This window comes from Chryseobacterium sp. Bi04 (assembly GCF_918698085.1).
Lineage (GTDB): Bacteria > Bacteroidota > Bacteroidia > Flavobacteriales > Weeksellaceae > Chryseobacterium.
Window position 1 is genome coordinate 39,528 of sequence record NZ_CAKKLP010000004.1, and the last position, 26,763, is coordinate 66,290.

A 26,763-nucleotide genomic window follows, 5' to 3' on the forward strand; every position below is an offset into this window, starting at 1 on the left:
AATGGCGTAAATCGATTTTTCACTACAAACCGAAGATCTGATTTAATCAAAATTTCGATGAAAGTATCTGATTTTCTACTGTATATGTGTTAGGAATAGAGAAAGCATCAGTCTTACTATATCAACAATCTGATCAATCTGTTAGGCGGGAAATTAATCAGCTTTCAAGTATTTCCTTAATCCTTTTAACAGTTTCAGCTGATTGCGTGTCCTGTTGAGATTATGCTCAGGATATTGTATCGAATAATATGTGCTTCCATTCAGATAATCTGTCAGAAAACGAACTGCCTGAATATAGATTACCACCTGGGCTGCATAATCAAGATACTCAAGTTCTTTGAATACCAGCTTTTCTTTTAAATGAAGCAGAAATCCATCTTTTACAGCCCTGTATATGGATGGACTAAAGTTTTTTATAGCACTTCCGTCATCTTCATTGGTTGTATTGGTGTAAGACCTTGCGATATCTCCGAAATCATACAATAAGGTAGAAATCATGATGGTATCCAGATCAATAACCGCTAAAGGACTGAAATCGGTATTAAAAAGAATATTTCTGACATTAGGATCTCCGTGTATGATTCGGCGGGGGAGATCATTATTTCTTTCCATTTCAATCCAGTATTGAGGTAAGAACAGCAAATCGTTAATTTCTTCAATCTCAGGAGAAGCGTTTTCTATAAGGGCTACATCGGCAGCATGTAATGAATCCCTGTAATCTGAAATTCTTTTTTCAAAATTGATGAAATCAGGAATTGGGGACTGGATATCCGGAATATCTCCTGTATTAATGGCATTAAGAAAACATCCTATTGCTTTTGCAGATTCATAGGCAGAGGCTTGATCATGAATTTTAAAAAGGGTTTTTGCATTTTCTATAAAACTGGATAACCTCCATGAATCCATATTTTCATCATAGACGATAAAACTTCCCGTTAAAGATGGAATGGGCTTTATAAGCTGCAGAGGATAATTTCCATTTTCTAAACGTTGATTGACAACAATATGGTTATTGATGATAATCTCCGGCTGTTTGAAAACGGCACGATTAATCTTTTGCAGGATAAACTTTTTCTGTTGATTTTTATCTTCTAAAAGATAGGTCGTATTGATCAGTCCATCCGTAATGGGGGAAATGTTATAACTATTGGTGCCAATAAACTGATTCACAATGCTGTTTAGTTCCATAAATCTTCCGGGTATCTGTTTTTTTGAATTTCTGAGGTCAGAAAATCTTTAATGCTCTTCTTGTCGTCTGCGTAAGTAACTCCCATCCATTGGGAAGGTGAGATTTTCACTTTTACTTTTACCTTTTTTTCATCCATCATTCTCTGTATGGCGGAAGGAATATAAAATTCCTGATTACGCATCGGGTCTGATTTTATAAAATCATAAAAGTAAGTTTCCAGGGTACCAAAAATACCGGGATGGAAAATGAAAAAGTTCATGGATACTAAGGTATCAAGAGCTATTTCTATAGACTGCCCATTTTCTGTATAAATAATTGAATCATTCACCTTTTGAATAGACGTCTGTTCTTCTACCTTGACAAGGAAACTGTCCGGATCTAAAGTACAGATTCCCCTGGCAACAGTTCCGTTCCCGCTTAATGTAGTACTTACCGGATAAGCTGCCATAGCCAGCTGTACTGCTGAAATATGATGAAGTTCAATTTCGTCAGCTGCCAGATGATAAGCTTCTTTTCCGTAAAAATCATCTGCATTGATCATTACAAAAGGTTCATGTATCACATCTTTTGCGCAAAGAACAGCATGAGCGGTTCCCCAGGGCTTCTGCCGTTCTGAGTAATCAAAATCAGGAACAGGAATACGATCCATTTCCTGATATACCCAATGCAGCTCAAACCCTTTTGCTTGGGATAGAGCATTAAGGCGGTCAATATAACTTTTGGGAACTAATCTGTTAACGATAATCACTATTTTACGGAAGCCAGCCTCAAGAGCATCATAGATAGAATACTCCAAAATCGGAGAGCCGTTATCGAGTATTCCATCCACTTGCTTGAGACCTTTATAACGGCTGCCTAATCCGCCGGCCAATATAAGTAATGATTTTTTAGAATTCATCGGTCATTCCAAATACAGGTTTACGGGTCTTCCATTTACCATTGGTGAAATCAGGAATCTCAACAACCTGGCCGCCCTTGGCAATAGACTCTTCACTAAGCGGCGTAATGGAGTACCATAAAGCAAGATCATAAACGTCCATTGGAAATTCTATATTCCGTTTGATGCATTCAATAAACGTATTCATCACAAAGAAATCCATTCCGCCATGTCCTGCACCTGCTGCTGTATTTTCAAACCTTTTCCACATCGGATGATCAAATTCTTTCATCCATTTTTCCGTATTTTCCCAACGGTGGCTGTGGTTCATTGTTTTTTCAAAATAAATATTTCCCTGATTAAAATCTCCCCATCCGAAATCCTGCCACAATCCTTCAGTTCCCTGTACACGGAATCCAAGGTCGTAAGGCCTCTGCAAGCTGGTATCGTGGGTTAACAGTATTGTTTCACCATTCGCACAGGCAATTTGGGTAGTGACGATATCACCCTGATTGAATTTTACCTTGGCATTCGGATGATTTTCTCCACCTTTAGCATGTTCTACGATATATTTATGCAGTCCTACAGATTTTGAGGAGAATGAAGAAAGCCTTGTTAAACGGTTTCCACGGTTGATATCCATCATCATGGCAACCGGACCTAATCCATGAGTAGGATACAGTTCTCCATTACGTTTTACATAATGTTCAGTTCTCCATTTTGCTTCACTGAAACCTTTATCACCAAATTCAGCTCCGGAATTATATGGGTTCACCCCGTCATTGAAAAGAACACCTCTCAGATCATGCTGGTAGCCGCCTCTTCCATGAACCAGTTCTCCAAACATTCCTTTACGGACCATATTCAGAATAGCCATGATATCTCTTCGGTAGCATACATTTTCCATCATAAAAATAGGAACCTTCGTTTCCTCATATACTTTCACGAATTCCCAGCAGTCCTCAAGCTTAATAGCTCCGGAAACCTCCATTCCCACAATCTTTTTGGCGCGCATAGATTCCACACCCTGCGTAAGATGCCATTCCCATGGAGTGGCAATAACAACAGCGTCTATTGTTTTTAATTTTAAAAGATTTCTATAGTCATATTCCCCGTTTGAAAACTCCTGAGCAGCAGATTTATTATTGTCTTTTAATATTTTCTGGGAAGCGGAAAGCATTCTTTTATCAGGATCTGCAAATGCTACAATTTCCACATCACTGCGTTTTGCCAGTAATTTTACATGCTCCTGTCCACGAAGCCCAACACCGATAAAGCCGACACGCACTTTCTTATCTGTTTTAAAATCATTTGAATAGGCAAATAAAGAATTGGGTACCACCAATGCTCCAAAGCTCGCCAAAGCTGCTGTTTTTAGAAAGTTCCTGCGGGAAGTACTATTGTCCATCTATTTTTTTTCTAAATATATTAAAACTTTTGTAAATCGCGGCGAAGAGAGTACTGGAGTGGGAGAGTATTAGAGTACTAGAGTGGGAGAGTATTAGAGTATTAGAGTATTAGAGTATTAGAGTATTAGAGTGGGAGAATATAAAATAGCTTATGGTGTACATCTCTGATATCTAGTATCTAGCCTCTTACTGTCCAAAATAAGCCATAATCAGTCTTTCTCTCATTTTATTTAAATACTTAATGTCTTTTGTATTGGACAGAATAATTAAGGTAAGATCATTTTTATCGGCTAGATGTACCCAGTTGGCACTATGCCCATAGCCTTCACCCTGACGTTCTACAAAAAGAGTATGTACAGAACCGAATTTTTTAGGATATACCCAAAATCCAAGTGCTGTATCTTCAAGTTTTTTATCAGGAGTAAGCATGGTGTTTAGTGTTGTTTTATTAAATAAGGTATGGTTGAATAAGGCCTGATCAAAGAGTAGGAGATCTTTGGGAGTAGAATACATGGCTCCGGCAGAATAAAAATTGTCAATATAGGTGTTGGTGGGTGTATGAAGAGCAAATACATTTTCACCATCAGCCGTATAACCATCATCAATATTCCGGATAATATCATTGTGATGAAGAAATCCTGTGTTCTGCATTTTCAGAGGAGTTAATATCTGCTCTTTAAGAACGTTTTCAAAAGGTTGGTGGTATATTTTTTCAATAATCTTTCCAAGGAGAATAAAATCACCATTGTTATAGCTGAATTTTGTGCCAGGTTTATCGATCAGCTTTTCAGAGAGAAAAGTACTGATAAAATCATCCAGATCCCATATCGTATTATCATAAGCCTGATGAATAAGTTCAGGCGAACTGATGTCTTTGTTTTCTCTACCACTGCTGTAGGTCAACAAATTTCTTATCGTTGCTTTTTGGGCCGCTTCTCCTTTATATTCGGGATAATAGGTGGAAATAGGAGCGTCTAAATTTATTTTTCCTCTTTCATAAAGCTGCATGATCAATGCTGCCGTAAAAGTTTTGGTCAGCGAGAAGATATGAAACCTGGTTTCATCTGAAAAAGGAATATTATAGTGTCTGTCTGATAAACCTTTGTAGGTAAGTAATTCAATCCTGCCACCTTTAGCAACCAATACACTCCCATTGAAATTATCTTTCTGCACGCAGGAGTCAATGACCTGCTCAACTTTCTGTATCTGAGGATAGGCCAGATGAATCATCATCAGCAGCATTCCTGACAGTATTTTTTTCATGGGGAATATATTTTTAGTTTAGTACTGAATTACTTACGTTAAAAGTAATCAATTATTTACGTATTATAACCCATATTATTATATTGAATGTTTACTGATCTATCCATGCTTTCCTTAACGCTAACTGTTTTGCATTGAGATTAGAGGAAAGACTTACTTTTCCGGTAGTTTCATCATATGTAAAACCAACTTTTCCCAGATATTCTTTCAAAGGAACGGGTTGGGTACCTTCAATAAAATCCCTGAAAAATGTATGTATTTCCGGGAAAGTCATTTTTGTAATTTCATCAAACAGGTCATCATCATTAAAATATTTGCCTTCACCGTATTTTTTCATCAGCTGTAACATTAGATCCTGAGTTCCCATTTTTCCTCCGGAAAGCTCCCGTAATCTGATATCCAGACACATGCCCAGTAATGGTCCTTTTTGATAAAAATTCATATATTGGTCTTGTCTTTCCATGGCATTCTTACTGATCTCCGTGAAAGACAGCTTGTTGTCAAACTCTTTCATACCCTTTATCTTTTCTTCCAGGGTTTTTTCAAAATCCTCCAGGCCAATCATTTTTTGTTTTATAGGCATATGGATGGTTGCATATTCCGTCATTCCCTCATATAGCCACAGATGTTTGGATAGAGAAGGATGTAGAAAATCGTAATGCTGAATTTCTCCTGAATGAATGTTGAGAGGAGTAATAATATGAAAGAATTCATGAGAAGCGACCCTGTTTAGAGCATTGGGAAGAAACTTCATATTCCCAGACCGGTACAGGCAGACTGTCGATTGAGAATGCTCCAGCCCATCTCCCATGAATCCGCTTTCATTTGAAGGTTCATAGTAAATCAAAAAGGCATATTTGTTTACCGGTAATGATCCTCCCAGATAAGCTTGCTGGTTTTTCAAAATGTTCTCTATCTCAAGAGCTATTTTTTTTGAATAATGCCTTTCTTTCTTATTATAAAATGAAACAAGAACTTCAGTATGCCCTATTTTCAGCCAGGTGGTATCAGGAACACAGTATAAAACAGGGGAGTCCACCAGCTGGCGGTAATCTTTGGCCCATACGACATCTGTATTTTTATCTTTTTGTTTGTAATCCAGCGCAGAAGAGGCGTAAAAATCTTTATTTTTTGTAATATTAATTTGATAGGGAATATCTTTCATTTCCTCAAAATATCCCACCAAAGAATTATAATTGATGACAAAAACACTGTCTTTACTAAATGTACTGCCCGCAGATTTAGCTCCATGGGTATCTTTTTCTAAAGAATCCCATCCATCGGCTACCTGATATGATATTTTGTTGACATGCTTAAGGTCATGTACCATCCAGCTGTTTTGATCCAGACGCTCGACAGGTATTTTTTTTCCTTTTTTATCAGTAGCCACAAGATTAGAAACATACTGACCGAAATTCATGGCCTGATAAAACCCGGGAACCAGTTTGGGAATAATAAACTTCCCTTGTTTAAGGTTATTTTTGGGTGGCGTAAAAGAAACTTTGACTTCATCATTCGATAGATGAAGAAGGTCGATATGATATGCGTAATTTTCCTTTGATGCTTGGGCAATAATTGTAGAAGGAAATATAACCAGTACAAAAACTAACTTGATCAGGTTATTCATCTGCTTTTGTTTTTAACTGATACGAAAGTACAAAAATTGCCCAAGGTTAAAGAGCTTTATTTTTCCGTAAGATACACTTCTTCATAAGGTTGGATCAGCACCCATCCGTTTCCTGAAAACTTCATTTGAAATTCCTCACCGCTTCCTCTTCCGATAAGACTTTTAAAAGAAACATTTGTTTTCAGTTCCGGGCTTGAGGTTTCCGGACCAAGCCACAGTAGCGTTAGGATCTGTAAAAACAGGAGTGTCGGGAGTAACCAATAAAGTCAAAGGATCCCCATGCGTAGTGATAGCAATATGACCTGTTCCCGAAAGTCTGGCCTGGAAAAGGCCTCCCGACATCATCCCTGCTACACTTTTAAGCATGGTTATATCGCTCTTTACACTTTGCTCATGCGCTAAAATATCATTGCCATTCACACATACAGCTTCATTATTTAAATACAGAATACGGACTTTCTTCCCCGAATCTGCTACATACAGCTTGCCTGTTCCTTCAGCTTTCATCAGCCTGGCACCTTCGCCACTAATGGCTTTCTTTAAAAGATTACCTATACCTCCGGCCAGCATGCCCTGTCTTTCGAAATTGATATTGCCTACATAGCTTACCATACTTCCTCTTTTGGTCCATACAGCCTGGTTATTAAGATTGATTTCTAAAAGGTGTTTGGTTTCCAGTTCAAAATAGTCTCTTTGTTGTGGATTTTCTTTTGTTTCATTAATAAAGGCTTCTATTGAATATTTGCTCATAATTATAATTTTTTGATTTGTTTTCTATATTACTTGTTGATTCTGCATACCTTAAATTCTCTTTTATTGCTTTTAGGATTTAAATCCACAAACTCATAGTTTTCGAAATCTGCAAGTTTGGTTTTGAATACTTCTGTAGCTTTTTCTACAGACCAGTTTTTGGGATAATGAAACCCGTCAAATGCTGCACCTCGAATATGTGCTTTAAAATCATGTGAAAATTCATCATCACCAGAATATGTCAGCGCTATTTTGCCGGTCCATTCAATAGTGTAGCGGTGATTATCATTTTTTGAAAATTTTATTTTGTGGCCGGCACAGCTGTCATGTCCCAGTAAATAGATGTTAAAGGCAAGATCTTCTTCTTCAAAATCACGGTAAGAAGGCAGGTCATTGCTGTGCAGTTCACTCTTAGTGACAGAGTCAAAATCCACTTTTTCCCCTGGCTTGTCTATTCTTATTCCGCCCTGATCGCCCCAGTAGGTTGACGATAAAATACAGGCATGGTAATTACCCCATACTATTTTGGAATCCCAGTTGGATAAAGTTTCCTCTTCTTCAATATCTTCATTTTGATCATCCGCATAATACTTTTCTGTTTTTAAATGAAAATCAAACCATACCGATTCATCTTCATCTATTCTGCCACTCCAATTGAATGCAATAATTTGATGCCCGTTAGGGTAGGGGCTGTTAAGAAAATAAATTTTACTTACTGTTTCCATCGGTAATTTTTTACTGGCGACTAAAATAAATCTTTTTTTTCTTTCGAAATCCCCGTATAATCACGGTTTTATATTTGATCGTAAATAATACTTGACAAAGGGGTGCTTAATGTCGTATATTTGCACTCCGAAAATTACACCTTGTAATTTCAATAATTTTTAAACCGTAATTTAAAATGAAAACATCAGATTTTAATTTTGATCTTCCTGAGGAATTATTAGCAGAGCATCCATCAGAACACAGAGACGAAGCTAGATTAATGGTTCTTGATAGAAAAACAGAAACTATCGAGCACAAATTATTTAAAGACGTTGTGGATTATTTTGATGAGAAGGATTTATTTATTTTTAATAATACCAAAGTTTTCCCTGCACGCCTTTATGGAAATAAAGAAAAAACAGGAGCTAAAATTGAAGTTTTCCTTTTAAGAGAGCTTGATAAAGAAACTCGTGTTTGGGATGTATTAGTAGATCCAGCGAGAAAAATCAGAATTGGTAACAAATTATTCTTTACTGAAGATGAATCTTTGGTAGCTGAGGTAATAGACAATACCACTTCAAGAGGAAGAACTTTAAGATTCTTATTCGACGGTTCTTACGATGAATTCAGAACAAAACTAAAGGAATTAGGAGAAACTCCGCTTCCAAAATATATCAAAAGAGCAGTAGAGCCTGAAGATGCTGAGAGATATCAGACGATCTATGCAAAGATAGAAGGTGCAGTAGCTGCCCCTACGGCAGGTCTTCACTTCTCAAGACACCTAATGAAAAGATTGGAGATCAAAGGGATTGATTTTGCTGAAGTTACCCTTCACGTTGGATTAGGAACATTCAACCCGATTGAGGTAGAAGATCTTTCCAAGCACAAGATGGAATCTGAAGAAATCATCATTGATGAGAAAAACGCTGAAATCATCAATAGAGCTGTAGAAACTCACAGAAGAGTTTGTGCCGTAGGAACTACTACCATGAGAGCATTGGAAACTTCTGTTTCTTCAAACAAAAAAATCTCTGCTTTCAACGGATGGACAAATAAATTCATTTATCCACCTCACGATTTTGGAGTAGCTAATTCAATGATCACCAACTTCCACACACCAAAATCAACATTATTGATGATGATTGCTGCATTTGCGGGAAGAGATTTCGTAATGCATGCTTATCAGGAAGCCGTAAAAGAAAAGTATAAATTCTATTCTTACGGTGATGCAATGTTAATTCTATAAAAAGATATTAGGTTATAGGTTGCAGCTATTAGTCCAGCTGCAACCTGTCATCTACAACCTATCACCTGAAATGAAAGATATCCGTATATTATCGTTAGACCAGCTTAAAGACTACTTCGTATCTTTAGGAGAAAAACCGTTTCGTGCGAAACAGGTCTATGACTGGCTATGGAGTAAAAATCTCCACTCGATTGATGAAATGACGAATCTTTCGAAATCACTTCGTGAAAAAATTTCCGAAGAATATACCATTAATCCCGTGTCCGTAGATCTTCTTCAAAAGAGTGCCGACGGAACAATCAAAAACGGAGTAAAACTCCATGACGGATTATTGGTAGAATCTGTTCTTATTCCAACAGAAACAAGAACTACAGCCTGTGTTTCTTCACAGGTAGGCTGCTCATTAAACTGCGAATTCTGTGCTACAGCCAAACTGAAAAGGATGAGAAACCTTGAAGTGGCAGAGATTGTGGATCAGGTGGCCCTGATTGACAGCCAAAGTAAAATGTATTTTGAGAGACCCCTTACCAATATCGTATTCATGGGAATGGGAGAGCCGATGATGAACTACAAAAATGTAGTGGAAGCCATCAGAAAGATCACCCAGCCAGAAGGATTAGGAATGTCTCCAAGAAGAATTACTGTATCTACATCTGGAATTCCTAAAATGATCAAAATGCTTGCTGACGATGAACTGCGTGTGAAACTGGCACTGTCTCTTCACTCTGCCATCGAATCAAAGCGTAATGAGATTATGCCTTTCTCAGATAAATTTCCGTTAACGGATATCATGGACTCCCTGCAGTACTGGTACCAGAAAACAGGCTCAGTCATTACTTTTGAATATTGTGTATGGAAAGGAATCAATGACGGGGATGAAGATATCAAAGCTTTAATCAAATACTGTAAACAGGTTCCTTCTAAAGTAAACCTTATACAATACAACCCAATTGGAGACGGAAAATACGATCAGTGCAACAAACAGGCGGAAGAAAACTATATCCGTCAGCTTGAAAATGCCGGAATTACAGTAATGGTCAGAAGAAGCCGTGGTGGTGATATTGATGCTGCCTGCGGACAATTGGCCAATAAAGCGACCGATTAAAATTTCCTTAAAAAACGTTAAAACCCCCTTTGCTACATTGTCTAAAGCCCTACCTTTGCATAAATTATTTTGTGATGATGGACTTTTTTATGAATGAAGATGGGTTAGAAAATGTATATGCATGGTCAATTCCACTTCACGCTACAGTTATTTTGGCCGAAATGATTTACAGCCATGTTTCTGAAGCTAAATTATACAGTGGGAAAGATCTCGTTACCAATGTTTATCTGGCATTGATGAATTTCGGTCTCGATCTTATTATGAAAGCTTTTGCAATGGGGGTAATGTTTTTCTTTTACCACCACAGGCTTTTCTCATGGGATTTTAGCATCTGGTATTTTCTGATCTGTTTTATTATTACAGATTTTGCCTATTATGTGCTGCATTATGTGGATCACCGTTCCAGAGCATTCTGGGCTGTTCATATTACACACCACAGTTCAGAGTATTTTAACCTGACAACAGGATTCAGAAGCCCTGTTTTGCAGCCACTTTACAGATACTTATATTTTTCTCCTCTGGCCTTTTTGGGCTTTAATCCCTGGCATATCATGGTGGTTTATGCCATCGGGCAGGTATATGGAACCTGGGTACATACACAGACCGTGAAAACTATGGGAATCCTGGAATATATTCTGGTAACCCCTTCTCACCACCGGGTACACCATGCCTGCAATATTAAATATCTGGACAAAAACATGGGAATGTGTCTTATTATCTGGGACAAAATGTTCGGTACTTTTCAAAAAGAAGATCCTAATGTTCCTATTAAATACGGAATCTATCCCAAAATGCCGGACAATAGACCCGATACCGTTCTTTTTTATGAATGGCGAAAAATCTGGAAAGATCTTAAACAACCGGGATTAAAATTCACAGACAGAATCAATTATATTTTTAATTCTCCGGGATGGAGGCATGACGGAACGGGAAAAACGGTAAGACAATATCAGAAAGAGTATTTTGCAAGACAGGCTAAAAAGAAAGAACAGCCGCAAAATCAGGAAGAACAGAAAATTGCTTAACCTATAAGTTAATTTTAAATAAAAATCTATCATGAGAGCGGGCTTTTGGCCCGTTTTCTTTTAAACTACCTTGTAAAATCTCCAATTTGCCACCCTCTGGAGAAGGAGAATGACCACACGTCAAATTTGTGGCTCTTTCCATAAAATAAAATCAATGATCAAAAAGTAACTACATTTTTAACACCTTACACCTAGAATCTCGTCTTCTCCCTATTTAAACTTAAAGCTCTATTTTTGCCTTATGAAAAAAATCTTTCTGATTATTAGTATTATCGTTGGTCAGTCCGCATTTTCACAGCAGACTGATTTTCTGAAAATAAAAAAATACAGAGCCAGCTATCTGGATCATAAAATTGAGGAAACCTCCGGATTGAATATGTTTAACGGAAAACTATATACTTTCAACGATAGTGGTAATACCCCGGAGCTGTTTGAGATCAGCAAAACATCAGGAGAGATTTTACACACTTTAAAAGTTGATGCTAAAAATACTGATTGGGAAGCTCTTACCAATGATGGTACTCATTTTTATATAGGAGATTTTGGAAATAATGACGGAAGCAGGAGGCATCTTAAGATTTTTAAAGTGCCCGTACAGAACGACAGCCTGCAAAACAGCAGATTAAAGGAAATTCTGTTCCATTATCCGGAGCAGACCGATTATATATCGAGCTACTATAATACAAATTTTGATGCAGAAGCCATGGTATATGCCCATGGAAAAATTCACCTCTTTACAAAAGAATGGGCTTCAAAGGCCACTACCCATTATACCATAGATCCCGAAGTATACGAAAAGCAAGGAGCTGTGAAGGCTGAATCTTATAAAACCAATTTCATGGTAACAGATGCTGCTTACTTTGATAAGAAACTTTATTTAGTTGGTTATACCAAGAAAACAGAGGTTTTTCTGGATGTTTTTACAGAAACAGAGCCAGGTGTCTTTTTTAAAGAAAAGCCAAAGCATTATTATCTTGGAAGCTCTACGGCCATTGGTCAGATAGAAGGAATAGCAGTGGATGAAAACGGGATTTATATTTCCGGTGAAAAATTTAAATATTCAGTAGTGAGAACAAAGCAGGCATTTTATTTTATTCCTAAAGAAAAACTCAAAGATTAATTTTTCTTAAAATTGACCGAAAAAAATTATCTTTGTGAGAATAAATAATTATTCACCCAGCATTCGCAGATTGTGGCAAACATTGTAGAAGACATTAAGCAACCGATCAATGAGGAAATGAAGCTTTTCGAACAGAAGTTTTATGAATCAATGCAAAGTAAAGTTCCCTTATTAGATAAAGTCACCCGCTTTATTGTTACAACCAAAGGGAAACAGATGCGACCTATGTTTGTATTTCTTTGTGCCAAACTGGTGGGGAATGTTAATGAAAAGACCTATCGTGGCGCTTCTATGATCGAGCTGATTCACACGGCTACCTTAGTCCATGATGATGTGGTGGATGAAAGTTTCAAACGCCGTAATTTCTTTTCTATTAATGCTTTATGGAAGAATAAAATTGCTGTTTTGGTAGGGGATTACCTTTTATCAAAATCAGTATTATTATCTACAGATCATAAAGATTACGATTTATTGGGAGTCATTTCCAGAACAATTCGCGAAATGTCTGAAGGAGAGCTTCTTCAGCTTGAAAAAGCCAGAAAACTGGATATTACAGAAGATGTCTATTATGAAATCATCCGTCAGAAAACAGCTACCTTAATTGCTGCCTGCTGTGAAATTGGAGTTCTTTCCAATAATGCAGACGAAATACTTGCTAAAAAAATGCAGAATTTCGGTACTTATACCGGTATGGCTTTTCAGATTAAAGATGACCTTTTCGACTTCTTAAGCTCTAATGTAATTGGGAAGCCTGTAGGAATTGATATTAAAGAGCAGAAAATGACCCTTCCTTTGATTCATGCTCTGGAAACAGCCAGCGAAAAGGATAAAAAATATTATTTTAATACCATAAAACGCTATAATAATAATCCTAAAAGAGTAAAAGAACTTATAGAATTTGTTAAAAGTTCCGGAGGATTAGAATATGCAGTAAAAACTATGAAAGAATTTCAGCAAAAGGCTAAAGATATTCTTAATGAATTTCCAGACTCTGAAGCACGAAGCTCTTTACACAGTATGCTGAGCTATGTTATCGAAAGAAAATTTTAAAAGTTAAAATAAATAATAAAAAAATCGGAATGCTTACTGCATTCCGATTTTTTCTTTTAAATTTTCTGAATCGTTACATTGGTTACGTTCCCGCTTCCGGTACTTCCGGTTTCCGTTGCTAGAACTGTACAGTTTTGATTAGGTGCAGCTGTAAAACGGATTTGATAACCGGCAGTAGGAATAACAAGCATCGTAGTATAATTCATAAGTTCTCCTACGGTTCCGGAGGTTGCCGTAGCGTTATAATGGCTTCCCCTTCCCAGATAATTGGCATCAGGAACAGGACGTACTCCCAGAAGCAGCTGGGTTCCGGCTGCCGCGTTTGAGAAACTGGCCTGCAGGGTAATCAGATAATTGCCCGGCTGGTTGAACGTTAAAACTCCTGTACCCGTATTATAAGAATAAAATGGTGAAGTTGCTAACGGAGTAGAAAACAGTAACGTAGTAATAGAAAGGGTTGTAAGGCTTTGACTGGCTGTAAGACGGGCATGAAATAACGAATAATCTGTAAAATTGATGGTCTTTAATACTCCGTTTGCATCGGCTACTACAACTCTGTCGTTTCCTCCCACTCCAATATTGGAATTAATATTTCGAATTCTGACATTTCCCGAGCCAACATCCAGTTTGTCTGTAGGTATGGTAGTTCCAATACCGGTATTTCCTGTTCCCGTTACAACAAAATCATTAGCCTGCTGCAGTACAGAAGGACTTCCCGTTGTTGGATTGTCTTTTGCTGCATCAACGTGGAAAACAGCCTGTGGATTATTTGTATTAATCCCTACTTGTGCAAAAGTAAGCATAGGAAATGCCAAAGCATTTGCCAATACTAATAATGTAATTTTCATCTCGTTTTTTTTTGAAATTTATAGGAGTGAAATTACAAATATGACAGCTAAAAAACAAGTATTTCATTCATATGTGAGTTATTTTGCTTATTTAAATGGTTTTTATTTATTAATTTTAACGTTTACTTAATTAATTGGTAATATTAAACTGTTTTTAATTTAATAAATAGAATAATATTAATTAAAGTATTTTCATGGTTACAATAATAACGGCTAGAACTATACAAAATAAAGCGAATAAAAATAAATAATCCGCAATAGTCTCAAACTGGCTTTCCTTCTTTTCTTCTTTTGTTCTGATAGCCAGAAATGAAAAGAAACAGCTGCATGCAAAAAGCAGGCACGCAAGCCCGGCGAATTCGTCTAAATATGTATTGCGACTGATTTTAGTGATTTTTAGCGAAGTGATAATGATCAGCGAGAATCCTAAAAGATTGCTTGAGGCATTAAGGATATGAGGGGACTTTTTTTCCATCTTTTACAATTTTTATCAAAATAAAGCACAATTTTTTTTATTATCAAATTTTTAATAAAGATTATTAAAAATTAAAATTAATTTAAAAATTGTATATTAGCAAAATACTTGAAGAATAAAAAACTTTTTTACTTAGCTATGCAAACAACCTATATTGAAACACAGCAGATATCCTTTCAAGATTTTAAAAATCAGATACTTGAAGACTATAAGTTAGGAAGGATCTCCCGTGAAATGTCTTATCTCGGAAGGAGAGAAGTTCTCACAGGAAAAGCTAAATTTGGAATTTTTGGAGACGGTAAAGAACTTCCTCAGTTGGCAATGGCGAAAGTTTTCAGAAATGGAGACTTCCGTTCAGGATATTACAGGGATCAGACTTTTGCATTAGCAGTAAATGCTTTGACAGTAGAAAGCTTCTTTGCACAGCTATATGCTGATACAAGTGTAGAAAGGGAACCTGCTTCCGCCGGAAGACAAATGAACGGACACTTTGCAACAAGAAGTTTAAATGAAGACGGAAGCTGGAAAGATCTTACAGCACAGAAAAATATTTCTTCTGATATTTCTCCTACTGCAGGACAAATGCCAAGATTATTAGGATTGGCTCAAGCTTCTAAAGTGTATAAAAGTGTATCCTTTGAAGGTTCTGAGAAATTCTCGAAAGGAGGTAATGAAATTGCTTTTGGAACAATAGGAGATGCCTCTACAGCAGAAGGTCATTTCTGGGAAACTTTGAATGCTGCATGTGCACTTCAGGTTCCAATGATTGTATCCATCTGGGATGATGGCTATGGAATTTCAGTTCCTACTAAAAATCAGAGAGCTAAAGCTGACATCAGTGAAATGTTAAGCGGTTTCCAAAGAAAAGAAGGAGAAAACCAAGGTTGCGAGATTATTCAGGTAAAAGCCTGGGATTATCCTGCTTTATTGGATGCGTATGCAAGAGCTGAGCATTTTGCAAGAACAGAAAGTGTTCCTGTAGTCGTTCACGTAATAGAAGTTACACAGCCTCAAGGGCATTCTACATCAGGATCTCACGAAAGATATAAAAATGAAGAGCGTCTTGTTTGGGAAACGCAATTCGATGGATTAGTGAAATTCAAAGAATGGATTTTGAACTATTCTATTGAAATTGATGGTAAAGACGAAGTTATTGCTACCGTTGAAGAACTGGATGCCATTGATGATGAGGCTAAAAAAATAGCAAAAGCGGGCCAGAAAATGGCTTGGGACAGCTACCAGAAAACAATTACAGATTTAGTTCAGTCTATTTTACCTTTAGTGGAAAATCTTAAAGGCCAGAATACTGAAGTTGAAACTTATATTGCTCAATTTAATAAACTGGTTTCTAAAGCTAAAAAAGATGTTTTCCATTTAATCAGAAAATCTTTACTGGCAACAAGAGGAACGCATTCTGCAGAAAGAAATCAACTGATGCAGAAGTACAATGAAGTTTTTGAAATTGAAAAAGACAATTATTCTTCCCACCTGTACTCCCAGTCACAATGGAAGGCTGAAAATGTAAAAGAAATCAAGCCTGTATACTCAGATAGCTCTGAAGATGTAGATGGAAGAGTAGTGGTAAGAAATAACTTTGATAAAATTTTTACAAAATATCCTGAAACCTTAGTATTTGGTGAAGATGCCGGAAATATCGGTGATGTTAACCAGGGGCTTGAAGGAATGCAGGAAAAGTATGGCGAATTACGTGTAGCTGATACCGGAATTCGTGAAGCTACCATTCTTGGTCAGGGGATTGGTATGGCAATGAGAGGGCTACGGCCTATTGCTGAAATCCAGTACCTGGATTATGTCCTTTACTGCTTACAGGGAATGAGTGATGATCTGGCAACCGTACAGTACAGAACAAAAGGTGGTCAGAAAGCTCCTCTAATCATCAGAACAAGAGGTCACAGATTAGAAGGAATCTGGCACTCAGGTTCTCCAATGGCGGGGATTCTGAACCTTTCAAAAGGGATCTTGGTATTAGTTCCGAGAAACTTAACTAAAGCTGCCGGATTCTACAATACAATGCTTCAGACGGACGAACCTGCTATTATTGTAGAATGTCTGAACGGATACAGATTAAAAGAAAAACAACCTGATAACTTAGGAGAATTCACTGTTCCTGTAGGTAAAATTGAAGTGACTAAAGAAGGGAAAGACGTTACGTTGGTAACTTATGGTTCTACCTGGAGAGTGGTAACTGAAGCTACTGTTGAACTGGAAAAATTAGGAATTTCTGCAGAAGTTATTGATATTCAGTCATTAATTCCTTTCGATTTATCTCACGAAATTGCTGAAAGTGTAAAGAAAACCAACAGATTAGTAGTGATTGATGAAGACGTTGAAGGAGGAACTACAGGATTTATCTTACAGCAGATCTTAGAAAAGCAGAAAGCATTCAGATATCTGGATTCAGATCCGTTAACGATCTCTGCCAATGATCACAGACCAGCGTATGCAAGTGATGGAGATTACTTCAGCAAGCCTTCTACAGATGATATGGTAGAAAAGATCTATGCTATGTTTAACGAAACAAATCCTCAGAAATATCCTGCGATATTCTAATTGGGGTTTAAAATAAAAAAACGGCGAGCTTTCAGATTTCTGAAAGCTCGCCGTTTTTCATCATAAAAAGTAGATCTGAAATTTTAATCTGCTTCAGCTAGAGTGATCCGTAGCTTATTCAGCGTATTCATTAAAGTGATACTTGCTGTCAGTTCTACAATCTCCCGCTCTGAAAAATGTTCAGCCAGTTTTTCTTTGATCTCATGCCAATCATCAGTATGGTGAATGACAGCCTCTGCCCAGCTTAAAACAAGCTTTTGCTTAGCATCAAATGCATGGGTATGCCTCCAACCGGGTAGCCTGTTAATAACATCCTGCTCAAAACCAAAATTGAGAAGCTCTTTAGCATGGTAGCTGCAGCAATAGGGACATCCATTGATCTGTGAAATCCGTAGTTCTACCAGGGCAATAAGCTTTTCTTCAATTCCGGATTTTCGGATGCTTGTATGTGCTTTATACAGATGACCAATGGTTTCTTTAGCTATTTCTTTATAATTCATAATGGAATTTTTATACAAATTTGCACTATAAACTCATCAATAGCTATATACTTACTTTTCCGTTCTATACTTACCTTTTTGAAAGTACCCTTGGATGAAGCTCTAATTATTAATAAAATTGTTTCACCGTCTCAATAGCTTCTGTTTCAGGATCAACAAACAGGTAAACACATCCGTTATCGTGGAACAGATCACAGTCTTTAATGTCTATTTGTCCTAAAAAGAAGAAAGGTTTGTCGTTTTTAATCGGCCAATTAGGATTTTGTATCCATTGAGGAGGTTTCGTCTGATATTTAAAAAGATGAGCATACCGTTGTTTCATATAGAGCTTTTGATCAGCTTTTGAAAGGGTTTTATCTTCCGGTAAAATGTATTTTTCAATAAAGTCTGGGTCAGCATCTATATATTTGGGGCTTGTACTTAGAATCAGATTATACTCATCTGAGTATTCGGTTGAAGAAGTAAATTCAACTCCTATTTTTGAAAGAAATAGCTTTACAGCTCCATGGGCGTTTAATTTTCCGACAGAACTCTTATAATCCTGTTCTGCCAAAAATAAAAATGGATTGGTATCCTGTAAATAGGTTCCTTGCCAAGTAATGCTAGGGTCTGAAAGGATTTTTTCTAAATCCGGATTGGTATAAAGCTGTTGCTCAAAATCTTTTTCAGAAATTGTATTTCCAACAAAGTCTTTCAAAATCTGTATCCCGTCTGCCATTTTTAAATATACTGTCTTTATAGCTTATGATTAAATTATATATGACGTTATTTTAATTTTATAGTAGTGATAATATAAGTTGAAATGAAACTAAAGGCTGTCAAACATTAACAGCCTTTTTACTTTCTTTATTCAGCATGCTACAATCCTTTGTAGGCAATTCTTTAACCTGGTATTTTGCTTCCCACTCCTCCAGCAGGTATAAAATAGGCAGTAAAGCCAGTCCTTTTTCTGTCAGGGAATATTCTACCCTTGGAGGAAGTTCTTTAAATTCTTCACGAATCACCAGGCCATCACTTTCCATTTCCCGTAATTGATCGGTCAGCACCTTTCTTGAAATAACATTAATGCGCACAGCAAGCTCTCCAAAGCGTAATCTCCGGTCTTTGATCACCAGTACAATAATGGGTTTCCATTTGCTTCCCAATGCAGCCATTGCCTTACCCAATGGGCAGCTGTATTGCATTAATTCATTCTTTTTCATAGGGAGATATTTATTTTAAGCACATATAGAATTGAGATTCCATATGTTACTTTGATGTTACTAATGTAAGTTACTGCGAAGTTACCACTATTTTTTTAATAAAAGATACAAAAACGAACTATTATTAGTTACTTTGTGTAACAATTATAAAACAATATTAAAAAATGAGTACATCGTCATTATTTAAACCGTTTCAATATAAGAATTTACAGCTTAAAAATAGAATCGTAATGGCTCCTATGACCAGAGCACAGTCTGATAATGGAGTTCCTACACAGAATATAGCAGACTACTACGGGAGAAGGGCAGCTTCAGAAGTTGGATTGATCCTTTCCGAAGGAACTGTTATCAACAGACCCGGATCAAAAAATTTACAGAATATCCCGGATTTTTATGGAAATGAAGCCTTAAACGGATGGAAAAACGTCATTGATACCGTACATCAACATGGAGGCAAAATGGGTCCACAGATCTGGCATGTAGGAGATACAAGAATGTCTGAAGATTATCCATTGGTTGCTATGGAGAAAGCTTCTACAATGACGATTGAAGATATTCAGGATACCATTGCCCAATTTGCGGCATCAGCGAAATCTGCAAAAGACCTTGGATTCGACTGTCTTGAAATTCACGGAGCACATGGCTACCTTATTGATCAGTTTTTTTGGGAAGTAACCAATACCAGAACAGACGAATATGGCGGTAAAACATTAAAAGAAAGAAGCCGATTTGCCGTGGAGGTAGTAAAAGCCATCAGAGCAGCAGTGGGAGAGGACTTTACCATTATCATCCGTCTTTCACAATGGAAACAGCAGGATTATAAAACGAGGTTAGCTTTTACTCCCAATGAAATGGAAGAATGGTTATTGCCCTTAAAAGAGGCAGGAGTAGATATTTTCCATTGTTCACAACGCCGTTTTTGGGAACCTGAATTTGAGGGTTCTGATTTAAATTTTGCAGGTTGGGCTAAGAAAATTACCGGGCAGCCAACGATTACGGTAGGTTCTGTGGGATTAAACGGAGATTTTCTTAATGCTTTTGCAGGTAAAGGGACAGAAAAAACTGACCTTACAGAACTGATCAGAAGACTTGATCATGAAGAATTTGATCTTGTGGCAGTAGGAAGAGCAATCTTGCAGGATTACCAATGGGTCCAAAAAATCAAAGAAGGAAACACAGAAGAACTTCTTGATTTCTCAGCAGAAAGTATGGGCGTATTATTTTAAATAGAGTGGTGAATAGGGAATGAGTTTCGCTGTCAATTTTTTAACAGCATATTTTATTCACTGCGAAGCAAAATTGACGGTTCACCATTCGGTTTAATCATCATAATTCACTTTATTTTATATTTAATTTTTTCACCTATTTATTAAGAACCGGCTTTCAGAATTTCTGAAAGCCGGTTCTATTTTTAATCCTGTATCCACATGCTGTAGGGCAGATTCACAAATCCAGTACATTGGTTTCCGAACTCTTTAGCACTATGTGCGAAATAAGTTAACATATGCCATATCACTTATAATTTTGCACAAAAAAAGCACTTAGTATGGACCAGTTAAAATAAAATAAACCCGCTCCCGGATTTTCCGGGAGCGGGTTTTTAACAGATTTAAATATCTAAAACTGCCTTATAACGACAGAAGTGATTTCTTATAAACCAATATTTTTTGTTGGTTTCAACTGCTTCAGAATACTTTTTGGAATTGCATTTTTGTGAACCAAAATAGCGGTTGATTTATATTCAACATAAGGTCTTGATACATAAAGGTATCCTGCAAAGTCATTGGTAACTCCCCAGGAATTTTTCACCATATAATATTCTTTACCGGTCTGGTCCTTGGCCAAACCTACGATATGCATACCGTGGTCATCGGTAGTAGAAAGGTTGTTTAGAGCTTTCTGACGCATATCTTCAGTAATTGTTTTATCCTTTTTAGGCTCTGTAAACAACGTCTGCTTATTTTCAGCAGTAATTTGCTCTAAGTCCATATCAGGAACATAAGCCACTCCATTTTTGTAAGAGAAATAAGGCTCGGAAACATCAGTTGCCCAGCCGATAGAATATCCTTTATTTACGGCATTGTCGATGATAGAAGTAAAATCTTTCATCGGAACATTCCAGTCTGAATCATGGCTCCAGTTATCAGGAATTGGAACTACGAATTTCTGGTAATAAGGATAATCTTTGTAAGAAGATAATTCTACATAATCTTCAGGATTAATTCCCACCACTTCTTTCGCGAATGTTTTAGGAGTGTAGTTTTTCCCTTCATATGTAAAATTAGCAGGTACCTTTCCTAAATATTCATCAAGAATAGCATCCACAGAATCCATCCAGTTATCAGAAAGTTTTCCTTTTGAAGAAGCCTGAACCAGGCTATCCAATACCGGCTTTATTTTCCCCTGCATTTCTTTGAAGTTGTTTACCGTTTGTCCGGATTTTAATCCAGAATAAACATCTTGAGGAACAGCTCCGTACTTTTTGTACATATTGATTACATCGTGAAGTTCTCCACCGTCACCCCAACTGATAGCTCCGTTATTTAAAACATATAACTTTGCTTTATCATGATAAGAGTTTCTGGCCGTGAAAATTTCAGCAAGATCTACAGGCTTTTTGCCCATTCTCTGCATTTCAGATTCAAGGAAAGAATTTCCTGAGTAGCTCCAGCAAGTTCCTGATGAACCCTGGTTCTTTACAGAAGTAGCACCAACGTCCTTTAGCGTTGTGAACTGAAAATTAGCATTTTGTGAGTGGTTGTTTTTTAACTTATTGATTAAGTCATCTTGGGCAAACATCATACTTCCTGCAGACAAAACAAAAAGCAATGATGCGATTTTCGCATTTTTCATTACTATAAAAAGATTATTTGTATTAATAGTCGTTGATAATAGAGATTTGTTACAGAGAGAAAAGTTAAATTTAAAATGAAATTTTTTTATAAAAAAAAGAGAAATGATTAAAAAAGCTAATAATGAACTTGTTTACACTTTTTATTTTAACCACAAATCGAAGATTATCTCCTTTCAGTCGATGAATGTTATTTCGACGTAGTCAAAAGTTACAAAGTTTCTTGAACACTTAATAATGTTATGAAAATAAGCTCACTAAAGCTCACGTAAGTTTTAAAAAAATCAAAAATTTTTTGCTTAAGTGTACTTTTTATTTTCAATCAGTTTAAACTTAAAATAAACTAAAGTGTTTATAACGTTTCATTCAGCTTTTGTGACTAAATTTTTAATTAGTTTAAACAGGCGGGAAGTCAACATAAAAGATAAATCCAGGATTATTTGATACATTCCATTTATCTCTTTTTAGAGTTCTCGGATCCGTTTTTTTGCTTTCTCAGCGTTCTTTGCCTATTCATATATTTACTCTATTTTAGGAAAAGTTTATCATGTTTCCAACCTACTCAAAAGTTTCTGCATCTATCCTGATATAACTCCTGACTATGGAACGAAAATTATTATTAGCATGCCAGCGTAATGACCGCAATGCCCAGCGGAAGATCTACGAGAAAATGGCGGGCAGACTGTACGCTGTCTGCAGACGCTATCTGAAAAATGATGAAGATATTGAAGAGGTATTGGCAGATAGCTTCTACAAGATATTTACAAAGATTGGCCAGCTTCAGAATCCTGAAACCTTTGAAGCCTGGGCAAGGAAAATTGCAGTGAATGAATGTCTGCAGAACCAATAAAGTCATGTTCATTTCTTTGGAAGAACAAAAATAAAGCTGAAGAAGGGTACAGAGCGGAATTTATGAGATTGGTAGAAAGCTATAAAACAATTAAATAGTGATGTAAACAGGCATTCCCAAAGGATGTCTGTTTTATTTTAAAATTAATTTTCAAAAATTATTGAAAATTCAAAAAATATAATTAGATTTGTAATATAAATTGAAAAGCTAAACACAATGCAACTTTCAGAAGCCAAAGAAAAATATATTCAGACCTGGGGAACCTTTGCTACCAATTGGGGGATTAACCGTACCATGGCACAGGTACATGCCTTACTGTTGGCAAGTGATAAACCTTTGTCTACGGATGAAGTAATGGAACAGCTGGAAGTTTCAAGAGGAAATGCCAATATGAATCTGCGTGCCTTAATGGATTGGGGAATTGTAAGAAAAGAATTTATTAAAGGAGACCGGAAAGAATATTTCGTTGCAGAAAAAGATGTATGGTATCTGTTCAAGCAAATTACCAAGGAGCGTAGAAAAAGGGAAATTGAACCTGTAATTTCCTTCCTTGAAGAACTAAAAAATATTGAAGATAAGGATACAGAAGGAGCAAAAGAATTCATTAAATTAATGGAAGATTTCAGCTCTGTCACCGGGAAGATCAACAATATTATGGATCTGGCCATAAAAAGTGATGATCACTGGCTGGTAGGGAAGATTACTAACTTGCTGAAATAGAAAGAGGATGAAAAATCCTTTTTTATTTCATTTTAATTTTCAAAAATTACTGAAAGTTTTAAATAGATAATAATTATGAAAAACTTTATCATTCATTTATTTCTGATTTTGTATTTCAGAAAAAGAGGAACTCATTAAAAATAATTATCATGAAAGAGTTTACAAAAATTGACTTCTATACTCAGATGTTTTTTTAATAATTGGGCCTGTGGCTTTTATAATGGGAGGTTTATCCGGGCTGGTACTATTTTATTTTATAGTAGGAATTCCACAATTGATTACTTTTCTCGTAAAATTATTTCTTGGGATAAAAAAGTCAGTGTGGTATATCACCTATGGAATAGTAGTGATACCCTTCTGGATTACTGTAATGATCTTATTTAAAGAGAAAATTCTTAATGATTTTTTTGGATATATTTTAATTGCAGCTCTTTTATACAGCCCTGTAATGGCAGGACTTTATGTATACGACTGTTACAAAACATATAAATTTTACAAATAATGACCATGAAAACCTTAAAAAACCATACACTAATCTACGACAACGAATGTCCGATGTGTAATCTATATTCCCAGGGCTTCACAAAATCTGGGATGCTTGATGAAAACGGCAGAGAAGCTTTTACGGAAATCTCAGTAAGAAATAAAGATCTGATAGATTTACATCGGGCAAAAAATGAAATTGTATTGGTAAACCATAACAGCAATGAAGTGATCTATGGATTAGACAGCCTTCTTCTGATTATAGGGAATTCTTTCCCATTGTTGGAAAAGATAGTAAGACTACAACCTCTTTATTGGTTTTTCAAAAAACTCTATTCTTTTGTCTCTTACAATAGAAAACAAATTATTCCATCAGTAAAAAATAATGCGGAAGATGCCTGTGTTCCTGATTTTAACTTGAAATACAGATTATTGTATATTGCTTTTGTTGCGGTTTTCTCTGCCTGGATTTTAAGCATGTTTTCCGGAAAACTGGATCTGAACTTAAACCGTAATTTTTTAAGAGAGTTTGCCGTTTGCCTGGGACAGATTGTCTGGCAGACTATTTTTCTAAGAATCTATTTAAAAGATAAAATCTGGGACTACCTGGGAAATATGATGACTGTTTCTTTAATCGGAACATTACTTCTGATCCCGACTTTATGGACGGATTTTAGTTCTGTTTTTTACATGATATATTTCGGGATAGTTGTCTTTATTATGTTTCTGGAACATTTGAGAAGATGTAAAATACTAAAGCTCAACTATACTCCTGCCATTTCCTGGATTCTATTCAGAACGATAGCTTTGGTTATCATTATTTTAACAATCCTTTAAAATAAAGACAATGAACCACCTTGAACTTATCAGACAGGTAGAATGGAAAGATCTTAAAAAACTTTCTGTTAAAGAAATGCTGATTGAAAATAATATCAGCCTTCCATGGCTTTTTATTTCACTGATTTTAGCGTATCATGGATATTATTGGATCGCATTGCCATTTTCAGGATTTTATTTTCTGACAGCATTGAGGCAGGTACATAATGGCTTTCACAATTCATTAGGAACCGGAAAGTTGTTGACATGGCTGTCATTGTATCTGAACAGTATGTTAATGATGGCTTCCATTCATGCTGTAAAGTTCAATCATATCAGGCATCATAAATTTTGTCTCTCTGAAGAAGATTATGAAGGAAAACCGGCTTCTATGAAATGGTATGAGGCAATACTATATGGCCCCGAACATATGTTTTTGATTCACTGGATTACTTTAAGAAAAGCAAATAAAACATATGTGAAAAATATGTTGCTGGAGCTGCTTTCAATAGGTGTTTTTACATTCTTTATCTTTTATTTTCAAATCCATTTTCTGATGTACCATATATTGATCATGTTTTCTGGTGAATTTTTGATGGCCTTTTTTGCAGTGTGGACAGTTCATCACGACACTCATGAAAACCCTAATGTAGCAAGAACGCAACGAGGGTTCTGGAAAAATAAACTGACCTTCAGTATGTTTTATCATATGGAACATCATCTTTTTCCGGCAGTTCCCACCATTAAACTCCCGGAATTGGCAGAAAGAATAGATAAAACCTTACCTGAATTACATAAAAAACAAACTTTTTGAACATGTCTGGAATATATTTAGAAACACTGATCAATGCCGATATACACCGCGTTTTTGATCTGGCCAGAGATATTGATCTGCACCAGAAATCAACTTCAATATCTCATGAAAAAGCAATTGCAGGGCGTACATCCGGTTTAATTGAGGAAAATGAAACCGTAACCTGGAGAGCAAAGCATCTGGGGATATATCAAACGCTTACCACTAAGATCATCAGTATGGAAAAACCATATCAATTCACTGATATCATGTTGAAAGGAGCTTTTAAATCTATGCGTCATCAGCATAGGTTCAGAGACATAGAAGGGAAAACCGTGATGACAGATATCTTTGAATTTGAATCTCCACTAGGAATCATAGGAAAGCTGTTTAATACAATCTACCTCACCCGTTACCTTAAAGCCTTCCTTCTGGAAAGAAATAAGATGATAAAAACCATCGCAGAAGAATCTGCAATGAGCCACGGGCAGCAGTCTATTCAAGGATAGGATAAAATGATATCAAAAATATAATCATCAAAAAATACACAATTATGAATTTTTTAAAGGCCGAATGGCGGAAATTAGCCATCATTAATTACGAAATCAATCCTGAAGTATTGTTGGGCTATTTACCTGAAAGTACTGAACTGGATTTTTATAAAGGGAAATGTTATGTAAGTCTGGTTGGCTTTATGTTTTTAAACACAAAATTATTAGGCCTTCCGATTCCTTTTCACAGAAATTTTGAAGAAGTAAATCTGCGGTTTTATGTAAAGAAAAAAGAACATGGAATTTGGAAAAGAGGAGTGGTCTTTATCAAAGAAATAGTTCCTAAACCGGCTTTAAGTTTTGTAGCTAATTCTATTTATAAAGAAAACTATCATACATTACCCATGAAAAATAATATCTACGAAGATGGAAATGAGCTGCTGATCAAATATTCGTGGAAAGATAAAAATTGGCATTCTATTCAGATTACGGCAGACAATATTGCGCAGCCCATGGAGCCAGATTCTGAATTTGAATTTATCACAGAGCATTATTACGGCTTTACAAAAAAAGATGATAAAACCTCAGAATATGAAGTCTGCCACCCAAAATGGGATTTTTATCAGGTAAAAGATCATGAGCTGGAAATTGATTTCAGTACAATCTACGGTCAGGATTTTGAATATCTGAACCATCATAAGCCTGTTTCAGTAATGCTCGCGGAAGGCTCGGATATTAAAGTAAAAACAAAGAGATATTTAGGATAAGAATTCCGTATTTAGAAACAACATTTTAAA

General features: G+C 36.2%; 27 protein-coding genes. 14 read left to right on the top strand and 13 right to left on the bottom strand.

Features of this window, described 5'->3' with window-relative positions; translation table 11 throughout:
- Positions 1–153 precede the first annotated feature (153 nt).
- From LQV47_RS08195 to LQV47_RS08225, 7 genes are all read right to left on the bottom strand, one after another.
- Positions 154–1,188, bottom strand: coding sequence for an aminoglycoside phosphotransferase family protein (locus LQV47_RS08195; RefSeq protein WP_230035723.1), 1,035 nt, complete (start codon positions 1,186–1,188; stop codon positions 154–156).
- Entirely contained in the window at positions 1,179–2,087 is a 909-nt protein-coding gene (locus LQV47_RS08200) for a sugar phosphate nucleotidyltransferase (RefSeq protein ID WP_230035724.1), read from the bottom strand. The genes LQV47_RS08195 and LQV47_RS08200 overlap by 10 nt, the downstream gene beginning before the upstream one ends.
- Positions 2,077–3,474 carry a Gfo/Idh/MocA family oxidoreductase gene (locus LQV47_RS08205; protein ID WP_230035725.1) on the bottom strand — a complete coding sequence of 466 codons (1,398 nt, stop codon included), beginning with the start codon at positions 3,472–3,474 and terminating at the stop codon, positions 2,077–2,079. The genes LQV47_RS08200 and LQV47_RS08205 overlap by 11 nt, the downstream gene beginning before the upstream one ends.
- Before the next feature lie 187 nt (positions 3,475–3,661).
- Positions 3,662–4,738, bottom strand: a complete 1,077-nt coding sequence (locus LQV47_RS08210) for a serine hydrolase domain-containing protein (protein WP_230035726.1) — start codon at positions 4,736–4,738, stop codon at positions 3,662–3,664.
- Between the two features lie 91 nt (positions 4,739–4,829).
- On the bottom strand, positions 4,830–6,365 hold the full coding sequence (locus tag LQV47_RS08215) for a hypothetical protein (RefSeq protein WP_230035727.1): 1,536 nt from the start codon (positions 6,363–6,365) through the stop codon (positions 4,830–4,832).
- 162 nt (positions 6,366–6,527) lie between these two features.
- Complete coding sequence (locus tag LQV47_RS08220; protein WP_230035731.1) at positions 6,528–7,115, bottom strand: AIM24 family protein; 588 nt, start codon at positions 7,113–7,115, stop codon at positions 6,528–6,530.
- Between the two features lie 29 nt (positions 7,116–7,144).
- Positions 7,145–7,840 carry a hypothetical protein gene (locus tag LQV47_RS08225; protein WP_230035756.1) on the bottom strand — a complete coding sequence of 232 codons (696 nt, stop codon included), beginning with the start codon at positions 7,838–7,840 and terminating at the stop codon, positions 7,145–7,147.
- Positions 7,841–8,016: 176 nt separating this feature from the next.
- On the opposite strand from LQV47_RS08225, the gene queA reads away from it, so the two are divergent.
- The 5 genes from queA to LQV47_RS08250 all read left to right on the top strand — a co-directional run bounded on the left by queA (position 8,017) and on the right by LQV47_RS08250 (position 13,366).
- Complete coding sequence (gene queA / locus LQV47_RS08230) at positions 8,017–9,066, top strand: tRNA preQ1(34) S-adenosylmethionine ribosyltransferase-isomerase QueA (protein WP_230035768.1); 1,050 nt, start codon at positions 8,017–8,019, stop codon at positions 9,064–9,066.
- A gap of 70 nt (positions 9,067–9,136) precedes the next feature.
- A complete protein-coding gene (gene rlmN / locus LQV47_RS08235) occupies positions 9,137–10,171 on the top strand; it encodes a 23S rRNA (adenine(2503)-C(2))-methyltransferase RlmN (protein WP_209801710.1) in 1,035 nt (344 codons plus the stop codon).
- 74 nt (positions 10,172–10,245) lie between these two features.
- The gene (locus tag LQV47_RS08240) at positions 10,246–11,196 is read left to right on the top strand and encodes a sterol desaturase family protein (protein WP_230035770.1); all 951 of its coding nucleotides are present in this window, start codon (positions 10,246–10,248) and stop codon (positions 11,194–11,196) included.
- A 241-nt stretch (positions 11,197–11,437) separates the two neighbouring features.
- Entirely contained in the window at positions 11,438–12,316 is an 879-nt protein-coding gene (locus LQV47_RS08245) for a hypothetical protein (protein WP_230035772.1), read from the top strand.
- 72 nt (positions 12,317–12,388) lie between these two features.
- Entirely contained in the window at positions 12,389–13,366 is a 978-nt protein-coding gene (locus tag LQV47_RS08250; RefSeq protein WP_230035774.1) for a polyprenyl synthetase family protein, read from the top strand.
- A gap of 56 nt (positions 13,367–13,422) precedes the next feature.
- Here LQV47_RS08250 and LQV47_RS08255 read toward each other — a convergent pair whose 3' ends face one another.
- Positions 13,423–14,214, bottom strand: coding sequence for a hypothetical protein (locus LQV47_RS08255; protein ID WP_230035776.1), 792 nt, complete (start codon positions 14,212–14,214; stop codon positions 13,423–13,425).
- Between the two features lie 181 nt (positions 14,215–14,395).
- Positions 14,396–14,689, bottom strand: coding sequence for a hypothetical protein (locus LQV47_RS08260; RefSeq protein ID WP_230035778.1), 294 nt, complete (start codon positions 14,687–14,689; stop codon positions 14,396–14,398).
- A gap of 138 nt (positions 14,690–14,827) precedes the next feature.
- Here LQV47_RS08260 and LQV47_RS08265 point away from each other — a divergent pair, with 138 nt between their 5' ends.
- Positions 14,828–17,260: a thiamine pyrophosphate-dependent enzyme gene (locus tag LQV47_RS08265; protein ID WP_230035780.1), complete on the top strand. Its 2,433-nt coding sequence runs from the start codon at positions 14,828–14,830 to the stop codon at positions 17,258–17,260.
- A gap of 83 nt (positions 17,261–17,343) precedes the next feature.
- Here LQV47_RS08265 and LQV47_RS08270 read toward each other — a convergent pair whose 3' ends face one another.
- The 3 genes from LQV47_RS08270 to LQV47_RS08280 form a co-directional block, all read right to left on the bottom strand.
- A complete protein-coding gene (locus LQV47_RS08270) occupies positions 17,344–17,760 on the bottom strand; it encodes a carboxymuconolactone decarboxylase family protein (protein ID WP_230035782.1) in 417 nt (138 codons plus the stop codon).
- Between the two features lie 109 nt (positions 17,761–17,869).
- Positions 17,870–18,478, bottom strand: a complete 609-nt coding sequence (locus LQV47_RS08275) for a hypothetical protein (RefSeq protein WP_230035784.1) — start codon at positions 18,476–18,478, stop codon at positions 17,870–17,872.
- Positions 18,479–18,578: 100 nt separating this feature from the next.
- A complete protein-coding gene (locus tag LQV47_RS08280; RefSeq protein WP_230035786.1) occupies positions 18,579–18,962 on the bottom strand; it encodes a helix-turn-helix domain-containing protein in 384 nt (127 codons plus the stop codon).
- 164 nt (positions 18,963–19,126) lie between these two features.
- Between LQV47_RS08280 and LQV47_RS08285 the strand changes: the two genes are divergently transcribed.
- Complete coding sequence (locus LQV47_RS08285) at positions 19,127–20,188, top strand: NADH:flavin oxidoreductase (RefSeq protein ID WP_230035788.1); 1,062 nt, start codon at positions 19,127–19,129, stop codon at positions 20,186–20,188.
- A 424-nt stretch (positions 20,189–20,612) separates the two neighbouring features.
- Here LQV47_RS08285 and LQV47_RS08290 read toward each other — a convergent pair whose 3' ends face one another.
- Positions 20,613–21,815, bottom strand: coding sequence for a C1 family peptidase (locus LQV47_RS08290; RefSeq protein ID WP_230035790.1), 1,203 nt, complete (start codon positions 21,813–21,815; stop codon positions 20,613–20,615).
- A 599-nt stretch (positions 21,816–22,414) separates the two neighbouring features.
- Here LQV47_RS08290 and LQV47_RS08295 point away from each other — a divergent pair.
- The 7 genes from LQV47_RS08295 to LQV47_RS08325 all read left to right on the top strand — a co-directional run bounded on the left by LQV47_RS08295 (position 22,415) and on the right by LQV47_RS08325 (position 26,733).
- Positions 22,415–22,663 (top strand): sigma factor, encoded by a 249-nt coding sequence (locus LQV47_RS08295; protein WP_230035792.1) that lies wholly within the window; start codon positions 22,415–22,417, stop codon positions 22,661–22,663.
- Between the two features lie 216 nt (positions 22,664–22,879).
- Positions 22,880–23,383 carry a helix-turn-helix domain-containing protein gene (locus LQV47_RS08300; RefSeq protein WP_230035794.1) on the top strand — a complete coding sequence of 168 codons (504 nt, stop codon included), beginning with the start codon at positions 22,880–22,882 and terminating at the stop codon, positions 23,381–23,383.
- Between the two features lie 208 nt (positions 23,384–23,591).
- Entirely contained in the window at positions 23,592–23,885 is a 294-nt protein-coding gene (locus LQV47_RS08305; RefSeq protein WP_230035796.1) for a hypothetical protein, read from the top strand.
- 5 nt (positions 23,886–23,890) lie between these two features.
- A complete protein-coding gene (locus tag LQV47_RS08310; protein ID WP_230035798.1) occupies positions 23,891–24,703 on the top strand; it encodes a DCC1-like thiol-disulfide oxidoreductase family protein in 813 nt (270 codons plus the stop codon).
- A gap of 10 nt (positions 24,704–24,713) precedes the next feature.
- Positions 24,714–25,496, top strand: a complete 783-nt coding sequence (locus LQV47_RS08315; protein ID WP_230035800.1) for a fatty acid desaturase — start codon at positions 24,714–24,716, stop codon at positions 25,494–25,496.
- 2 nt (positions 25,497–25,498) lie between these two features.
- Complete coding sequence (locus LQV47_RS08320) at positions 25,499–25,984, top strand: SRPBCC family protein (protein WP_230035801.1); 486 nt, start codon at positions 25,499–25,501, stop codon at positions 25,982–25,984.
- Between the two features lie 44 nt (positions 25,985–26,028).
- Positions 26,029–26,733, top strand: coding sequence for a DUF2071 domain-containing protein (locus LQV47_RS08325; protein ID WP_230035803.1), 705 nt, complete (start codon positions 26,029–26,031; stop codon positions 26,731–26,733).
- Positions 26,734–26,763: the final 30 nt, after the last annotated feature.

What these genes read in the sequence shown, in the direction of transcription:
- LQV47_RS08320 (WP_230035801.1), top strand. Translation starts at nt 25,499, where the DNA reads ATGTCTGGAATATATTTAGAAACACTGATCAATGCCGATATACACCGC.
- LQV47_RS08205 (WP_230035725.1), bottom strand. Translation starts at nt 3,474, where the DNA reads ATGGACAATAGTACTTCCCGCAGGAACTTTCTAAAAACAGCAGCTTTG.
- LQV47_RS08260 (WP_230035778.1), bottom strand. Translation starts at nt 14,689, where the DNA reads ATGGAAAAAAAGTCCCCTCATATCCTTAATGCCTCAAGCAATCTTTTA.
- LQV47_RS08240 (WP_230035770.1), top strand. Translation starts at nt 10,246, where the DNA reads ATGATGGACTTTTTTATGAATGAAGATGGGTTAGAAAATGTATATGCA.
- LQV47_RS08245 (WP_230035772.1), top strand. Translation starts at nt 11,438, where the DNA reads ATGAAAAAAATCTTTCTGATTATTAGTATTATCGTTGGTCAGTCCGCA.
- LQV47_RS08215 (WP_230035727.1), bottom strand. Translation starts at nt 6,365, where the DNA reads ATGAATAACCTGATCAAGTTAGTTTTTGTACTGGTTATATTTCCTTCT.
- LQV47_RS08255 (WP_230035776.1), bottom strand. Translation starts at nt 14,214, where the DNA reads ATGAAAATTACATTATTAGTATTGGCAAATGCTTTGGCATTTCCTATG.
- queA (WP_230035768.1), top strand. Translation starts at nt 8,017, where the DNA reads ATGAAAACATCAGATTTTAATTTTGATCTTCCTGAGGAATTATTAGCA.
- LQV47_RS08295 (WP_230035792.1), top strand. Translation starts at nt 22,415, where the DNA reads ATGGAACGAAAATTATTATTAGCATGCCAGCGTAATGACCGCAATGCC.
- LQV47_RS08195 (WP_230035723.1), bottom strand. Translation starts at nt 1,188, where the DNA reads ATGGAACTAAACAGCATTGTGAATCAGTTTATTGGCACCAATAGTTAT.
- rlmN (WP_209801710.1), top strand. Translation starts at nt 9,137, where the DNA reads ATGAAAGATATCCGTATATTATCGTTAGACCAGCTTAAAGACTACTTC.
- LQV47_RS08315 (WP_230035800.1), top strand. Translation starts at nt 24,714, where the DNA reads ATGAACCACCTTGAACTTATCAGACAGGTAGAATGGAAAGATCTTAAA.
- LQV47_RS08300 (WP_230035794.1), top strand. Translation starts at nt 22,880, where the DNA reads ATGCAACTTTCAGAAGCCAAAGAAAAATATATTCAGACCTGGGGAACC.
- LQV47_RS08220 (WP_230035731.1), bottom strand. Translation starts at nt 7,115, where the DNA reads ATGAGCAAATATTCAATAGAAGCCTTTATTAATGAAACAAAAGAAAAT.
- LQV47_RS08225 (WP_230035756.1), bottom strand. Translation starts at nt 7,840, where the DNA reads ATGGAAACAGTAAGTAAAATTTATTTTCTTAACAGCCCCTACCCTAAC.
- LQV47_RS08265 (WP_230035780.1), top strand. Translation starts at nt 14,828, where the DNA reads ATGCAAACAACCTATATTGAAACACAGCAGATATCCTTTCAAGATTTT.
- LQV47_RS08310 (WP_230035798.1), top strand. Translation starts at nt 23,891, where the DNA reads ATGAAAACCTTAAAAAACCATACACTAATCTACGACAACGAATGTCCG.
- LQV47_RS08200 (WP_230035724.1), bottom strand. Translation starts at nt 2,087, where the DNA reads ATGAATTCTAAAAAATCATTACTTATATTGGCCGGCGGATTAGGCAGC.
- LQV47_RS08275 (WP_230035784.1), bottom strand. Translation starts at nt 18,478, where the DNA reads ATGGCAGACGGGATACAGATTTTGAAAGACTTTGTTGGAAATACAATT.
- LQV47_RS08210 (WP_230035726.1), bottom strand. Translation starts at nt 4,738, where the DNA reads ATGAAAAAAATACTGTCAGGAATGCTGCTGATGATGATTCATCTGGCC.
- LQV47_RS08325 (WP_230035803.1), top strand. Translation starts at nt 26,029, where the DNA reads ATGAATTTTTTAAAGGCCGAATGGCGGAAATTAGCCATCATTAATTAC.
- LQV47_RS08270 (WP_230035782.1), bottom strand. Translation starts at nt 17,760, where the DNA reads ATGAATTATAAAGAAATAGCTAAAGAAACCATTGGTCATCTGTATAAA.
- LQV47_RS08280 (WP_230035786.1), bottom strand. Translation starts at nt 18,962, where the DNA reads ATGAAAAAGAATGAATTAATGCAATACAGCTGCCCATTGGGTAAGGCA.
- LQV47_RS08290 (WP_230035790.1), bottom strand. Translation starts at nt 21,815, where the DNA reads ATGAAAAATGCGAAAATCGCATCATTGCTTTTTGTTTTGTCTGCAGGA.
- LQV47_RS08285 (WP_230035788.1), top strand. Translation starts at nt 19,127, where the DNA reads ATGAGTACATCGTCATTATTTAAACCGTTTCAATATAAGAATTTACAG.